Raw genomic sequence first — 15,141 nt, 5'->3', positions numbered from 1 at the left:
CAAGTAAAGATGTGTGCGTAAGACTCTCCTTCGCACCATCCATGTTCGCGCATCGATCGCCGAGGAGTTCTGTTGTGACCAAGCCTACCAAGTACCGTGACGTCGAAATCCGTGCCGCCCACGGTAACAAGCTCACCGCCAAAAGCTGGCTGACTGAAGCGCCGCTGCGCATGCTCATGAACAACCTCGACCCGCAAGTGGCCGAGAACCCCAAGGAGCTGGTGGTGTACGGCGGTATTGGCCGTGCGGCACGTAACTGGGAGTGCTACGACCAGATCGTCGAGAGCCTCACTCATCTGAACGATGACGAAACCCTGCTGGTGCAATCCGGCAAGCCGGTCGGCGTGTTCAAGACTCACAGCAACGCGCCACGTGTCCTGATCGCCAACTCCAACCTGGTGCCGCACTGGGCAAGCTGGGAACACTTCAACGAACTGGATGCCAAGGGCCTGGCCATGTACGGCCAGATGACCGCCGGCAGCTGGATCTACATCGGTAGCCAGGGCATCGTCCAGGGCACCTACGAAACCTTCGTCGAAGCCGGTCGCCAGCATTACAACAGTGACCTCAAAGGCCGTTGGGTGCTGACTGCCGGCCTCGGCGGCATGGGCGGCGCCCAGCCTCTGGCGGCAACCCTGGCGGGCGCGTGCTCGCTGAACATCGAGTGCCAGCAGGTCAGCATCGATTTCCGCCTGAGCAGCCGTTATGTCGACGAGCAAGCCACCGACCTCGATGACGCCTTGGCACGCATCGCCAAATACACCAAGGAAGGCAAGGCCATCTCCATTGCCCTGCTGGGTAACGCCGCCGAAATCCTGCCGGAGCTGGTCAAGCGCGGCGTGCGCCCGGACATGGTCACCGACCAGACCAGCGCCCACGACCCACTCAACGGCTACCTGCCGGCTGGTTGGACCTGGGACGAATACCGCGCCCGCGCCAAGACCGAGCCCGCCGCCGTGATCAAGGCCGCCAAGCAGTCGATGGCCGTGCACGTCAAAGCCATGCTGGAATTCCAGAAACAAGGCATTCCGACCTTCGACTACGGCAACAACATCCGCCAGATGGCCCAGGAAGAAGGCGTGGAAGACGCCTTCGCCTTCCCGGGTTTCGTGCCGGCCTACATCCGCCCGCTGTTCTGCCGTGGCATTGGTCCGTTCCGTTGGGCTGCGCTGTCCGGCGACCCGCAAGACATCTACAAGACCGACGCCAAAGTCAAAGAGCTGATCCCGGACGACGCCCACCTGCACAACTGGCTGGACATGGCGCGCGAGCGCATCAGCTTCCAGGGCCTGCCGGCGCGTATCTGCTGGGTTGGCCTGGGCCAGCGCGCCAAGCTCGGCCTGGCGTTCAACGAAATGGTGCGCAGCGGCGAGCTGTCGGCCCCCGTGGTGATCGGCCGTGACCACCTCGACTCCGGCTCGGTATCCAGCCCGAACCGCGAAACCGAAGCCATGCAGGACGGCTCCGACGCCGTGTCCGACTGGCCACTGCTCAACGCCTTGCTCAATACCGCCAGCGGCGCGACCTGGGTCTCGCTGCACCATGGCGGCGGCGTAGGCATGGGCTTCTCCCAGCACTCCGGCATGGTCATCGTCTGCGACGGTACCGACGAAGCGGCCGAGCGTATTGCCCGCGTGCTGCACAACGACCCGGCCACCGGCGTGATGCGTCATGCAGACGCCGGCTACCAGATCGCGATCGACTGTGCCAAGGAGCAGGGCCTCAATCTCCCGATGATCAAATAACCCATGGGGGAGCTGGCTTGCCTGCGATGGCATCCCCTCGGTTCGACTGATAGACCGAGTCGCCCGCATCGCAGGCAAGCCAGCTCCCACAGACAAGCGGTTTTACACAGGCTTTATGAACAATCCATCAGAGGTTGAACACACATGGCTGCAAATGACGCACGTGCAAGCACCACCCCGTTGATCGAAAGGCGTTCGATCGACTACATCCCGGAAGCGGAAAGACACGGTCGTCTGTTTAGCCAGTTCACCCTGTGGATGGGTGCCAACCTGCAGATCACCGCGATTGTCACCGGTGCCTTGGCCGTGGTGTTGGGCGGTGATGTGTTCTGGTCGTTGATCGGGCTGTTTATCGGTCAGCTGATCGGCGGTGGCGTCATGGCGTTGCATGCGGCGCAAGGGCCTAAGCTTGGGCTGCCACAGATGATCTCCAGTCGGGTGCAGTTCGGCGTGTATGGCGCAGCCATCCCGATCGTGCTGGTGTGCCTGATGTACCTCGGTTTCACTGCCACCGGGACCGTGCTGTCCGGGCAGGCGCTGGGGCAGTTGTTCGGGGTCAGCGACAGCGTCGGTATCCTGGTCTTCGCCAGTGTCATCGTGCTGGTCACGGTACTGGGTTACCGGGTGATCCATTTCATCGGTCGCGTTGCCAGCGTCATTGGCGTGATTGCCTTTGTCTACCTGTTCAGTCGCCTGGTGAGCCAGACCGACGTCGGCGCACTCCTGCAAATCCGCCACTTCAGCTGGAGCAGTTTCCTGCTGGCGGTGTCGCTCGCGGCCTCCTGGCAGATTGCTTTCGGCCCTTACGTGGCGGACTACTCGCGTTACCTGCCAAGCAAGACGTCATCGGTGAAAACCTTTTTCGCCGCTGGCGCGGGTTCGGTCGTGGGTGCGCAGGTGGCGATGACCCTCGGCGTGTTTGCCGCGGCCATGTCCAACGGGCAGTTCGTCGGTCACGAAGTGGCCTACATCGTTGGCTTGAGCGGTACTGGTGCCACCGCTGCGCTGCTGTATTTCAGCATCGCGTTCGGCAAGGTCACCATCTCTACGCTGAATTCCTACGGCAGCTTCATGTGCATCGCGACCATCATCAGCGGCTTCCGTGGTCGCCTGGAGGTGACGCGCCTGCAGCGCCTGGTGTTCGTGCTGGTGATTGTCGGCACCGCGACCCTGATCGCGCTGCTCGGCCAGCACTCGTTCCTAGGGGCATTCAAATCTTTCATTCTGTTCCTGCTGGCATTCTTTACGCCCTGGAGCGCGATCAACCTGGTGGACTACTACTGCATCACCCGCGAGCGCTATGACGTGCCGGCGCTCGCCGACCCGAACGGACGCTACGGTCGCTGGAACCTGCTCGGTATCAGCGTCTATGTGTTCGGCGTGCTCGTGCAGTTGCCGTTCATCTCCACCAAGTTCTACACCGGTCCCCTGGTGGCCGCGCTGGGGGATGTGGATATTTCCTGGATCATCGGTCTGGTACTGCCGGCCGTGCTGTATTACGTGTGTGCGAAAAAATGGCACGGCACGGTGCCCGATCACCTGATCCTGCCGGTAGAGCAGGGCGCTATACCAAGAGCAAACGGGCTGGCTGCACAAGCCTGATGGGACGTGGACAGGGCAGGATGCCTACTGACTGCCGTAATCCATTTCAAGATTGGGAGCGTCACAACAATGAAAATGCATAAGACCCTATTAGCCACCGTGCTCTCTACAGGCCTGCTGGCCTGCGCTGGCGCCCAGGCGGCCGGCTGGTGTGAATCCGGCAAGCCAGTGAAATTCGCAGGCCTGAACTGGGAAAGCGGCATGTTGCTCACCGACATCCTGCAAACCGTGCTGGAAAAAGGCTACGACTGCAAAACCGACAGCCTGCCGGGTAATTCCATCACCATGGAAAACGCCCTGAGCAGCAATGACATCCAAGTGTTCGCCGAAGAATGGGTCGGCCGCAGCGAGGTCTGGAACAAAGCCGAGAAGGCCGGCAAAGTCGTCGGCGTCGGTGCCCCGGTTGTCGGCGCTATCGAAGGTTGGTACGTGCCACGCTACGTGATCGAAGGCGACGCCAAGCGCAAGCTCGAACCCAAGGCACCAGGCCTGAAAAACATCGCCGACCTGGCCAAGTACGCCTCGGTCTTCAAGGACCAGGAAGAGCCTTCCAAGGGCCGCTTCTACAACTGCCCGGCCGGCTGGACTTGCGAGCTGGACAACAGCGAGATGCTGAAAAGCTACGGCCTGGAAAACGCCTACACCAACTTCCGCCCAGGCACCGGCCCGGCGCTGGATGCAGCGGTGCTGTCGAGCTACAAGCGTGGCGAGCCGATCCTGTTCTACTACTGGTCGCCAACGCCGCTGATGGGCCAGGTCGACCTGGTCAAGCTGGAAGAAAAACCCGGCGTCGATAAAAGCGTGAGCATCAAGGTCGGCCTATCCAAGACCTTCCACGAGCAAGCCCCGGAGCTGGTGGCCGTGCTGGAAAAGGTCAACCTGCCCATCGACCTGCTGAATCAGAACCTGGGTCGCATGGCCAAGGAGCGAATTGAGTCGCCAAAACTGGCGAAAATTTTCCTCAAGGAACATCCTGAAGTCTGGCACGCCTGGGTGAGCGACGACGCAGCCAAGAAAATCGACGCGGCCTTGTAGGTCAAGCGTGCCCGGCTACCCTGAGGGGCAGCCGGGCGCCTGGCCACAACCCACTGGATCGAGAGCACGATATGTTTCCTGAGAGTTTTACGTTTTCCATCGCCGACTGGGTCAACGGTTGGGTGGACTCACTGGTCACCAACTACGGTGATGTGTTCCGGCACATCTCCGACACCCTGCTATGGGCCATCGTCAACCTGGAAGGGTTGCTGCGCATGGCGCCGTGGTGGCTGATGCTGGCTATCGTCGGCGGTGTCGCCTGGCACGCCACCCGCAAGCTGGTGACCACGGCGGTGATCGTCGGCTTGCTGTTCCTGGTGGGCGCGGTAGGCCTGTGGGACAAGCTGATGCAGACCCTGGCCTTGATGATGGTTGCCACGGTGATATCGGTGCTGATCGGCATTCCGCTGGGCATTCTGTCGGCACGCAGCAATCGCCTGCGTTCGGTGCTGATGCCGCTGCTCGACATCATGCAGACCATGCCCAGCTTCGTGTACCTGATCCCGGTGCTGATGCTGTTCGGCCTGGGCAAGGTCCCGGCGATTTTCGCCACGGTGATCTACGCCGCGCCACCGCTGATTCGCCTGACAGATTTGGGCATTCGCCAAGTCGACGGCGAAGTCATGGAAGCCATCAACGCGTTTGGTGCCAACCGCTGGCAACAACTGTTCGGTGTGCAACTGCCGTTGGCATTGCCGAGCATCATGGCCGGTATCAACCAGACGACCATGATGGCGCTGTCGATGGTGGTCATCGCGTCGATGATCGGCGCCCGGGGCTTGGGTGAAGACGTCCTCGTCGGCATCCAGACCCTCAACGTTGGCCGTGGCCTCGAAGCCGGGCTGGCGATCGTGATTCTCGCAGTGGTCATCGACCGCATTACCCAGGCCTATGGTCGTCCACGGCATGAGGCGAGCAAATGACTACTGTCAGCAAAATCGAAGTTAAAAACGTCTTCAAGATCTTCGGCGCGCGTTCCAAGGATGCGCTGGCCATGGTCAGCCAGGGCAAGACCAAGGATCAGGTCCTGGCCGAGACCGGCTGCGTGGTCGGTGTGAACGACTTGTCGTTGAGCATTGGCACTGGTGAGATCTTCGTGATCATGGGCCTGTCGGGTTCCGGCAAGTCCACCCTGGTGCGCCACTTCAACCGCCTGATCGACCCGACCAGCGGCGCGATCCTGGTGGACGGCGAAGACATCCTGCAACTGGATATGGAAGCCCTGCGCCAATTCCGTCGGCACAAGATCAGCATGGTGTTCCAGAGCTTCGGCCTGTTGCCCCACAAGAGCGTGCTCGACAACGTCGCCTATGGCTTGAAAGTGCGTGGCGAGACCAAGCAGGTGTGCGCCGAGCGCGCGCTGCACTGGATCGAAACCGTGGGCCTCAAGGGCTACGAAAACAAATACCCGCACCAGCTCTCCGGTGGTATGCGCCAGCGTGTGGGCCTGGCCCGCGCCTTGGCGGCCGACACCGACATCATCCTGATGGACGAAGCCTTCAGCGCCCTCGACCCGCTGATCCGCGCCGAGATGCAGGACCAGTTGCTGGAACTGCAAAAGACCTTGCACAAAACCATCGTGTTCATCACTCACGACCTCGACGAGGCCGTGCGCATCGGCAACCGCATTGCGATCCTCAAGGACGGCAAGCTGATCCAGGTCGGCACGCCGCGCGAGATCCTGCATTCGCCGGCGGATGAGTACGTGGACCGGTTTGTTCAGCGGCGCGCTGCGGTGGTCTGACCGGACCTTGTGGTGAGCCGGCTGGCGCTGTCGCAGGCAAGCCCGCTTCCACATTTGGAATGCATTCCCCTGTGGGAGCCGGCTTGCCTGCGATGAGGCCAGTAAGGCTGCAAAAGAATTAAAGAAGGTATGAAGATGTCCCAGGCAACAAAAATCACCCTCGCCGATACGCCATTGCGCTGGCAGGACGTAGTCGCCGTCGCCCGTCATGGCGCTGTCCTCGAGCTGTCTGGCCAGGCCTGGGCACGTATCGACAATGCCCAGGCCATCGTGCAGCGCATCGTCACCAGCGGTGAGCGCGCCTATGGTGTGAACACCGGCCTGGGCGCGTTGTGCAATGTGTCGCTCAAGGGCGAGCAACTCAGCCAACTGTCGCGCAATACCCTGCTCAGCCATGCTTGCGGCGTCGGCCCGGTGCTGAGTGACGAGCAGACCCGCGCGATCATCTGCGCCGCGATCATCAATTACAGCCACGGCAAATCCGGCCTGCATCCGCAGGTGGTGCATTCGCTGCTGGCGCTGCTCAATCACGGCATCACACCGCAAGTGCCGTCCCAGGGTTCGGTGGGTTACCTCACCCATATGGCCCACGTTGGCGTGGCCTTGCTGGGGGTCGGCACTGTGAGCTATCGCGGCCGGGTCGTTTCGGCGCAAGAAGCCCTGGCGGCTGAAGGTTTGCACCCGGTGGTGCTCGGCGCCAAGGACGGTTTGTGCCTGGTCAACGGCACGCCGTGCATGACCGGCCTGAGCTGCCTGGCCCTGGCGGATGCGCATCACTTGCTGCAATGGGCCGACGTGATCGGCGCCATGAGTTTCGAAGCCCAGCGTGGCCAGATCGATGCCTTCGATGAAGAAATCATCGCACTCAAGCCACACCCTGGCATGCAACACGTGGGTATCAACCTGCGCGCCTTGCTCGATGGCAGCGAAGTGATCGCCAGCAGCAAAGGCATTCGCACACAGGACGCCCTGAGCATCCGCTCGATCCCGCAGATCCACGGCGCGGCGCGTGATCAGGTGGAACACGCCACCCGTCAGATCGAGACCGAACTCAACAGCGCCACCGACAACCCACTGGTGCTCGGCACCCCGGACAATTACCGCGTGGTGTCCCAGGCCAACCCGCATGGGCAGTCCGTGGCGCTGGCGGCGGACATGCTGGCGATTGCCATGGCTGAAATCGGTTCGGTGGCCGAACGCCGCCTGGACCGCCTGATCAACCCGCACGTCAGCGGCCTGCCGGCGTTCCTGGTCAGCAACCCCGGGGTCAACTCCGGGATGATGATCGTGCAGTACGTCGCTGCCTCGCTGTGTGGGCAAAACCGCCAACTGGCGCAACCGGCGGTGCTCGACAACTTCGTCACCTCGGGCCTGCAGGAAGATCACCTGAGCATGGGCACCAATGCCGCGCTCAAGCTGCACCAGGTGCTGGGCAATGTGACGCAGATCCTCGCCATTGAGTATTTGCTGGCGGCCCAGGCGTTCGAGTTTCTCAAGGACCAACGCTTCGGCGCGGGCACTGACCGCGCCTGGCGCTTGCTGCGTGAAGTGGTGCCGGCCTATGAGCAGGACCGTTGGCTGGCGCCGGACATTGCGGCTGCCGCCAAGCTGGTCAAAGACACCGCGTTACCGAATTTGCACTGAACACTTATGTATTCAAAAGAATTATTCAAAAGGAGTATGAATGTGACTGCGCTAAACCTGATTCCAGGCCAACTGAGCCTTGCCCAACTGCGAGCCATCTACCAGCAGCCGGTAACGCTCAGTCTGGATGACAGCGCCACGGCGCAGATCGAAGCCAGCGTTGCCTGCGTGGAGCAGATTCTCGCCGAGAACCGCACCGCCTACGGCATCAATACCGGTTTCGGCCTGCTGGCCTCGACCCGCATCGCCAGCGAAGACCTGGAAAACCTCCAGCGTTCCCTGGTGCTGTCCCACGCCGCTGGCGTCGGTGAGCCGATCAGCGATGCGCTGGTACGGCTGGTCATGGTGCTCAAGGTCAACAGCTTGAGCCGTGGGTTCTCCGGGATTCGCCGCCAGGTGATCGACGCGCTGATCGCGCTGATCAACGCCGAGGTGTACCCGCATATTCCTCTGAAAGGTTCCGTGGGTGCCTCCGGCGACCTGGCGCCCCTGGCGCACATGTCCCTGGTACTGCTGGGCGAAGGCAAGGCGCGCTACAAAGGCGAATGGCTGGAAGCCACCGAGGCGCTGAAAGTCGCCGGCCTGACGCCGCTGACCCTCGCCGCCAAGGAAGGCCTGGCGCTGCTCAACGGCACCCAGGTCTCCACCGCCTATGCCCTGCGTGGCCTGTTCGAAGGCGAAGATTTGTTCGCGGGCGCCTTGGCGTGTGGCGGCCTCACCGTGGAAGCGGTGCTGGGCTCGCGCTCGCCGTTCGATGCGCGCATTCATGCGGCACGCGGCCAGCGTGGGCAGATCGATTCGGCGGCGGCTTATCGCGACTTGCTCGGCGAAAGCAGCCAGGTCTCCCAGTCGCACCAGAACTGCGACAAAGTGCAGGACCCGTACTCGCTGCGTTGCCAGCCACAAGTGATGGGCGCCTGCCTGACCCAGTTCCGCCAGGCCGCAGACGTGCTGGTGGTCGAAGCCAACGCCGTGTCGGATAACCCACTGGTGTTTGCCGCTGAAGGTGACGTGATCTCCGGCGGTAACTTCCACGCCGAGCCGGTGGCCATGGCGGCCGACAACATGGCCCTGGCCATCGCGGAAATCGGCTCCCTGAGCGAGCGTCGCATCTCGTTGATGATGGACAAGCATATGTCGCAACTGCCGCCGTTCCTGGTGGGCAATGGCGGGGTGAACTCCGGTTTCATGATCGCCCAGGTAACCGCTGCAGCACTTGCCAGCGAGAACAAGGCGTTGGCCCATCCCCACAGCGTCGACAGCCTGCCGACCTCGGCCAACCAGGAAGACCACGTGTCCATGGCCCCGGCCGCCGGCAAGCGCTTGTGGGAAATGGCCGAGAACACCCGTGGCATTCTGGCCGTTGAATGGCTGGCCGCCTGCCAGGGCCTGGACCTGCGCGAAGGCCTGAAGACCTCGCCGAAGCTGGAGAAGGCCCGTGGCATCCTGCGCGACAAAGTGGCGTTCTACGACAAAGACCGCTTCTTCGCCCCGGACATCATCGCCGCCAGCGAATTGCTTGCCAGCCGCTGCCTGAATGAGCTGGTGCCGGCCAAGCTGCTGCCGAGCCTTTAAGCTCACCGGCGCCCTATGTGGGAGCTGGCTTGCCTGCGATCGCTCGCTGTCAGTTAAAGAATTTGCGACTGATACACCGCCATCGCAGGCAAGCCAGCTCCCACATTTGAGCGTTCGCAGCTCTGAATTTTCTCAGGATAAAAATAATTAAGGACGAGAAATGCTCCCGCAAGAGAAAGGATTGAAACGCGGGCTCAGTGCCCGACATATTCGCTTCATGGCACTCGGTTCCGCGATCGGCACCGGGCTGTTCTATGGCTCTGCCTCTGCTATCCAGATGGCCGGCCCAGCCGTGCTGCTGGCCTACCTGATCGGCGGCGCCGCCGTGTTCATGGTCATGCGCGCCCTTGGCGAAATGGCTGTGCACAACCCGGTGGCCGGTTCCTTCGGGCAGTACGCCAGCACCTACCTGGGGCCCATGGCCGGGTTCATTCTCGGTTGGACCTACGCGTTTGAAATGATCATCGTCTGCCTGGCGGACGTCACCGCCTTCGGCATCTACATGGGCTTCTGGTTTCCGGAGGTCGCGCGTTGGGTCTGGGTACTCGGCATTGTGTTTTTGATCGGTGGCCTGAACCTGTGCAACGTCAAAGTGTTTGGCGAAATGGAGTTCTGGCTGTCACTGCTCAAGGTTGGCGCTATCGTCGCGATGATCCTCGGCGGCTTCGGCATCATGCTGTTCGGCATTCATTCGGCCGGTGACACCCAGGCCAGCGGCCTCAGCAATTTGTGGGCCCACGGCGGCTTCATGCCCAATGGCATCGGCGGCTTGATCGCCTCGTTCGCGGTGGTGATGTTTGCCTTTGGCGGCATTGAAATCATCGGCATCACCGCGGGTGAAGCCAAGGACCCGCAACGCGTGATCCCCAAGGCGATCAACGCCGTGCCGCTGCGTATCCTGTTGTTCTACGTGCTGACCCTGTTCGTGCTGATGGCCATCTACCCGTGGCCGCAGATCGGTAGCCAAGGCAGCCCGTTCGTGCAGATCTTCAGCAACCTGGGCATCGGCTCGGCGGCGACCATCCTCAACATCGTGGTGATCTCGGCGGCCGTCTCGGCCATCAACAGTGACATCTTCGGTGCTGGCCGCATGATGTACGGCCTGGCCCAACAGGGGCAGGCGCCCAAGGGCTTTGCGCAGTTGTCCAGGCACGGCGTGCCGTGGATGACCGTGGTGGTGATGGGCGCGGCGCTGCTGGGCGGGGTGGTGCTCAACTACCTGATCCCGGAAAACGTGTTCCTGCTGATCGCCTCGATTGCGACCTTCGCCACCGTGTGGGTGTGGCTGATGATCCTGTTCACCCAAGTGGCCATGCGCCGCTCGATGACCAAGGAACAGGTCGCCGAACTGAAATTCCCGGTGCCGTTCTGGCCTTACGCGCCAGCGGCCGCCATTGTCTTCATGCTGTTCGTGTTTGGTGTGCTGGGTTACTTCCCGGACACCCAGGCCGCCTTGCTGGTCGGGGGCGTGTGGATCGTGCTGCTGGTCGTTGCCTACCTGCTGTGGGTCAAGCCCGCAGCCGGCCAAGCGGCCAGGGTCCACTACGACCCGGCCTTGTCTCATCGTTAATCTAGGGAGGCGTTGATGAAAACGCTTTGGCAACACTGCCACGTCGCAACCATGGCCCAGGGCAAATACTCGATCATCGAGGATGCCGCCATGGTGACCGCCGGTTCGCTCATCGAGTGGATCGGCCCCCGCAGCCAGGTACCCACGGCGGATTACGCCCAGGTGCATGACCTGCAAGGCACGTGGGTCACCCCCGGGCTGATCGACTGCCACACCCACACGGTGTTTGGCGGCAACCGCAGCGGCGAGTTCGAGCAGCGCCTCGAAGGCGTCAGCTACGCCGAGATCGCGGCCAAGGGCGGCGGTATTGCCAGCACCGTGCGTGCTACCCGTGCCGCGACGGAGGATGAACTGTTTGCCAGCGCCGAAAAGCGCCTGCGCAGTCTGCTGCGCGACGGCGTGACCACGGTCGAGATCAAGTCCGGCTACGGGCTTGACCTGGTAAACGAACGCAAGATGCTACGGGTGGCGCGTCGCCTTGGCGAAGCATTGCCGGTCAGTGTGCGCGCCACGTGCCTGGCGGCCCACGCGCTGCCGCCGGAGTACAAGGACCGCGCCGACGATTACATCGACCACATCTGCGCCGAGATGCTGCCGGCCCTGGCGGCGCAAGGGCTGGTGGACGCGGTGGATGCATTCTGCGAGTACCTGGCGTTTTCCACCGAGCAGGTAGAGCGTGTGTTCAAAGTCGCCCAGCAACTCGGCTTGCCGGTGAAGCTGCACGCCGAGCAACTCTCGTCGCTGCACGGCTCCAGCCTGGCCGCGCGTTACCACGCGTTGTCGGCGGACCACCTGGAGTTCATGACCGAAGAAGATGCCATCGCCATGGCCGCTTCCGGCACCGTTGCGGTCTTGCTGCCGGGTGCCTTCTACTTCCTGCGCGAAACCCAGTTGCCGCCAATGGATGCCCTGCGCAAGCACGGCGTGAAGATCGCCATCGCCAGCGACCTCAACCCTGGCACTTCGCCGGCCTTGTCGGTGCGCCTGATGCTCAACATGGCCTGCACACTGTTTCGCATGACCCCGGAAGAAGCCCTGGCCGGTGCTACGCAACATGCCGCCACTGCGTTAGGCATGGGTGACACCCATGGCTCGCTGGAAGTGGGCAAGGTCGCGGATTTTGTTGCCTGGCAGATCGATCGTCCCGCCGACCTCGCCTACTGGCTGGGCGGCGAGTTGGAAAAACGCGTCGTACGCCATGGCGTCGACGTCACTGTTTGAGGAGTACGGGTTGTGGATAAGGTTCTGAGCTTCAAACAAGGCCGCGTGCCACTGCTGATCAGCATGCCTCACGCCGGCCTGCGCCTCACGCCTGCTGTCGAGGCAGGTCTGATCCCCGAGGCGCAAAGCCTGCCGGACACCGACTGGCACATCCCCACGTTGTATGACTTTGCCGAAGAGCTGGGCGCCAGCACCCTGGCAGCGGAGTACTCGCGGTTTGTGATCGACTTGAACCGACCGTCCGACGACAAGCCTCTGTACGCGGGCGCTACGACCGGCCTCTACCCGGCGACGCTGTTTGAGGGTGTGCCGTTGTTCCGTGAAGGGGCGGAGCCTTCGCAGGCAGAGCGCGTGACTTACCTCCAAAAGATCTGGGGGCCCTATCACCGCGCGCTGCAAGAAGAGCTGGCGCGGCTCAAGGCCGAGTTCGGTTATGCCTTGCTGTTTGACGCGCACTCGATCCGTTCGGTGATCCCGCACCTGTTTGACGGCAAGTTGCCGGACTTCAACCTCGGCACGTTCAACGGCGCCGCGTGTGATCCGGAGCTGGCCAGCCAGTTGGAGGCCATCTGCGCCGCGCATCCGCAGTACACCCATGTACTCAACGGACGTTTCAAGGGCGGCCACATCACCCGGCATTACGGTGACCCTGCGCAGGATATCCATGCTGTGCAGTTGGAACTGTGCCAGAGCACTTATATGGAAGAGGTAGAGCCATTCCGCTATCGCCCCGACCTGGCCGAGCCGACGCGGGTGGTACTCAAGCAATTGCTGGAAGGGGTGCTGGCCTGGGGGCAGCAGCGTTACGGCTGATGTCGCCATCGCAGGCAAGCCAGCGCCCAGCTTGGGATACATTCCAAATGTGACAGCTGGCTTGCCTGCGAAGGCGCCCTCATGGTCGCCGCAGTGCAACTGCCGGTCGCCACAGGTCGTGTGAGCCAGGGTTTCACTGGGTAAGGTTGTGGAATAAAAACAGCCGAGTGAGACCTCTTCCATGAAAAGACTGTTGTTGACCCTCACCGGCGCCCTGTTGATTGGCGCCAACGCCATGGCCGCCGAGCCGGCCTCTTGCAAAAATATCCGCATGGGCGTGGTCAGCTGGACTGACGTGGTCGCCACCTCCGGCATGGCCGACGTGCTGCTCAATGGCCTGGGCTATGACAGCAAACAGACCAGCGCCGTGCAGCAGATTATTTTCGCTGGCATCCGCGACAAACGCCTGGATATCTTCCTCGGCTACTGGAAACCCGCGATGGATAACAACATCGCGCCATTCCTGGCGGCCAAGCAGGTCCATGTATTTGACACCCCGAGCCTGGCCGACGCGCAGGCCACCCTGGCCGTACCGCAGTACGTGGCCGATGCGGGCTTGAAGACCTTCGCCGATATCGCCCGCTTCAAGGACAAACTGGGTGGCAAGATCTATGGGATCGAGCCTGGCAGTGGCGCGAACACGGATATCCAGAAAATGATCGACACCAACCGCTTCGGCCTGGGCGGCTTCAAACTGGTCGCGTCCGGTGAGGCAGGAATGCTCGCCGCTGTGCAGCGCGCGGTGAATCGCAAGGAATTCGTGGTGTTCGTCGGCTGGACCCCGCACCCGATGAATATCAACATGAAAATGGCCTACCTCACCGGCAGTGAAGACGTGTTTGGCCCCGACGAAGGCCGCGCTACCGTCTCCACTGTGACCGCGCCGGACTTTGCCGAGCGCTGCCCCAATGCCAACCGGCTGTTGGAAAACCTCACGTTCACCGCCGCTCAGGAAAGCCAGTTGATGGTGCCGATCATGGAGCGCCAGTCGCCGCAGGCTGTGGCCAGGCAATGGCTGCGTGATCATCCCGAGGACTTGCAGCGCTGGCTGGCCGGGGTTCAAGCGTTCGATGGCAGCGATGGCGTGGCGGCCGTGCAAGCCAGCCTCAAGCCCTGAGGGCAACACCGGACAAATGTGGGAGCGGGCTTGCCCGCGAAGGCGGCTTATCAGTCGTGAATGTCTTGACTGACACACCGCCTTCGCGAGCAAGCCCGCTCCTACAGTGGATGTTCATCGTCAGGGATATTTGCGCATGTACCCGATTTCTCCCCAGCTCGCCGCCTTCGTCGCCAAGACCGAATCCTTCGCCAGCAACGACTCGTCGCTGGCTGGGCTGCGCACAGGCTATGACCGCATGTGCCGTGCATTCACCCCGCCGCAACCCGCAGGCTTGCAGGTCGAGGACTTCACCCTGACGGGCGTTCGTGTGCGCAGTTATCTGCCCACCGCACCCACGCCACCTGATGGGTGGCCGTGCCTCCTTTATATGCACGGCGGCGGCTGGGTGGTCGGCGGGCTGGATTCCCACGACTTCATCTGCTTCGAACTGGCCACGACCTTGCAGGTACTGGTGATCGCCATCGATTACCGGCTGGCGCCCGAGCACCCGTTCCCGGCCGCTTATGAGGATTGCCGCACTGTGTGGCAAGCCATGCAGGCCGGGCAGGGGCCTCACGCGATCAACCTGCGACGCCTGGTGGTGATTGGCGACAGCGCAGGCGGCAACCTGGCCGCGGCGTTGTGCCTGGGCTTGCGGGACGACGGGCAGCCGCTGCCCGGGGCTCAGGTGCTGATTTATCCGGGGTTGGGTGGCCCTTGCGACCTGCCGTCACGACGCGACTGCATGGACGCGCCGCTGCTCAGCAGTGCCGACACCGACTGCTACCTGGCGCTGTACCTGCGGGGCAGCGACCAGCCCTCACCTTATGCCATGCCGCTGTTGGCCGTGGATTTCAGCGGTTTGCCCAAGGCATTCATCGCCGTGGCGCAGTTCGACCCGCTGCGCGATGACGGCAGGCTCTACGCCGAACGCCTGCAGGCGGCGGGCGTGGCCACCGTGCTGTATCCCGGCAAGGGCCTGGTCCATGGTTGCCTGCGGGCGCGGCGGCAGGTGCCGGAGGTGGACCGTCTCTACGATGACCTGTTCAATTACCTGGGGAGCGAAGGGCTGACACAGGTCTAAGTGCTCAAG

At 62.4% G+C, this 15,141-nt stretch carries 12 protein-coding genes; all 12 read left to right on the top strand.

Annotated elements, in window-relative coordinates; genetic code table 11:
- The first annotated feature begins 74 nt into the window (after positions 1-74).
- The 12 genes from hutU to CQ002_RS22365 all read left to right on the top strand — a co-directional run bounded on the left by hutU (position 75) and on the right by CQ002_RS22365 (position 15,132).
- A complete protein-coding gene (gene hutU, locus CQ002_RS22420) occupies positions 75-1,745 on the top strand; it encodes a urocanate hydratase (protein ID WP_034108784.1) in 1,671 nt (556 codons plus the stop codon).
- 144 nt (positions 1,746-1,889) lie between these two features.
- Positions 1,890-3,347 (top strand): cytosine permease, encoded by a 1,458-nt coding sequence (locus tag CQ002_RS22415; protein WP_105161513.1) that lies wholly within the window; start codon positions 1,890-1,892, stop codon positions 3,345-3,347.
- Between the two features lie 69 nt (positions 3,348-3,416).
- Positions 3,417-4,382 carry an ABC transporter substrate-binding protein gene (locus CQ002_RS22410; RefSeq protein WP_034108786.1) on the top strand — a complete coding sequence of 322 codons (966 nt, stop codon included), beginning with the start codon at positions 3,417-3,419 and terminating at the stop codon, positions 4,380-4,382.
- A gap of 71 nt (positions 4,383-4,453) precedes the next feature.
- Positions 4,454-5,305, top strand: coding sequence for a proline/glycine betaine ABC transporter permease (locus tag CQ002_RS22405; RefSeq protein ID WP_034108788.1), 852 nt, complete (start codon positions 4,454-4,456; stop codon positions 5,303-5,305).
- Positions 5,302-6,126 carry a glycine betaine/L-proline ABC transporter ATP-binding protein gene (locus tag CQ002_RS22400; protein WP_025859024.1) on the top strand — a complete coding sequence of 275 codons (825 nt, stop codon included), beginning with the start codon at positions 5,302-5,304 and terminating at the stop codon, positions 6,124-6,126. Before CQ002_RS22405 ends, CQ002_RS22400 begins: the two co-directional genes overlap by 4 nt.
- A 135-nt stretch (positions 6,127-6,261) precedes the next feature.
- Positions 6,262-7,770 carry a histidine ammonia-lyase gene (gene hutH, locus CQ002_RS22395; protein ID WP_034109366.1) on the top strand — a complete coding sequence of 503 codons (1,509 nt, stop codon included), beginning with the start codon at positions 6,262-6,264 and terminating at the stop codon, positions 7,768-7,770.
- 36 nt (positions 7,771-7,806) lie between these two features.
- A complete protein-coding gene (gene hutH / locus CQ002_RS22390; RefSeq protein ID WP_105161514.1) occupies positions 7,807-9,345 on the top strand; it encodes a histidine ammonia-lyase in 1,539 nt (512 codons plus the stop codon).
- Between the two features lie 160 nt (positions 9,346-9,505).
- Positions 9,506-10,915 carry an amino acid permease gene (locus CQ002_RS22385; RefSeq protein WP_105161515.1) on the top strand — a complete coding sequence of 470 codons (1,410 nt, stop codon included), beginning with the start codon at positions 9,506-9,508 and terminating at the stop codon, positions 10,913-10,915.
- 15 nt (positions 10,916-10,930) lie between these two features.
- Positions 10,931-12,136: an imidazolonepropionase gene (hutI, locus tag CQ002_RS22380; protein WP_105161516.1), complete on the top strand. Its 1,206-nt coding sequence runs from the start codon at positions 10,931-10,933 to the stop codon at positions 12,134-12,136.
- A gap of 12 nt (positions 12,137-12,148) precedes the next feature.
- A complete protein-coding gene (hutG, locus tag CQ002_RS22375; RefSeq protein WP_105161517.1) occupies positions 12,149-12,949 on the top strand; it encodes an N-formylglutamate deformylase in 801 nt (266 codons plus the stop codon).
- Between the two features lie 181 nt (positions 12,950-13,130).
- Positions 13,131-14,066, top strand: coding sequence for a choline ABC transporter substrate-binding protein (locus tag CQ002_RS22370; RefSeq protein ID WP_034108796.1), 936 nt, complete (start codon positions 13,131-13,133; stop codon positions 14,064-14,066).
- Between the two features lie 136 nt (positions 14,067-14,202).
- A complete protein-coding gene (locus CQ002_RS22365; protein WP_105161518.1) occupies positions 14,203-15,132 on the top strand; it encodes an alpha/beta hydrolase in 930 nt (309 codons plus the stop codon).
- Positions 15,133-15,141: the final 9 nt, after the last annotated feature.

It is taken from the genome of Pseudomonas sp. MYb13 (assembly GCF_002980075.1).
GTDB classification, from domain to species: Bacteria; Pseudomonadota; Gammaproteobacteria; order Pseudomonadales; family Pseudomonadaceae; genus Aquipseudomonas; species Aquipseudomonas lurida.
The sequence above is the reverse complement of the archived record's forward strand: the minus strand, read 5'-3'. Positions and strand labels throughout refer to the sequence as shown.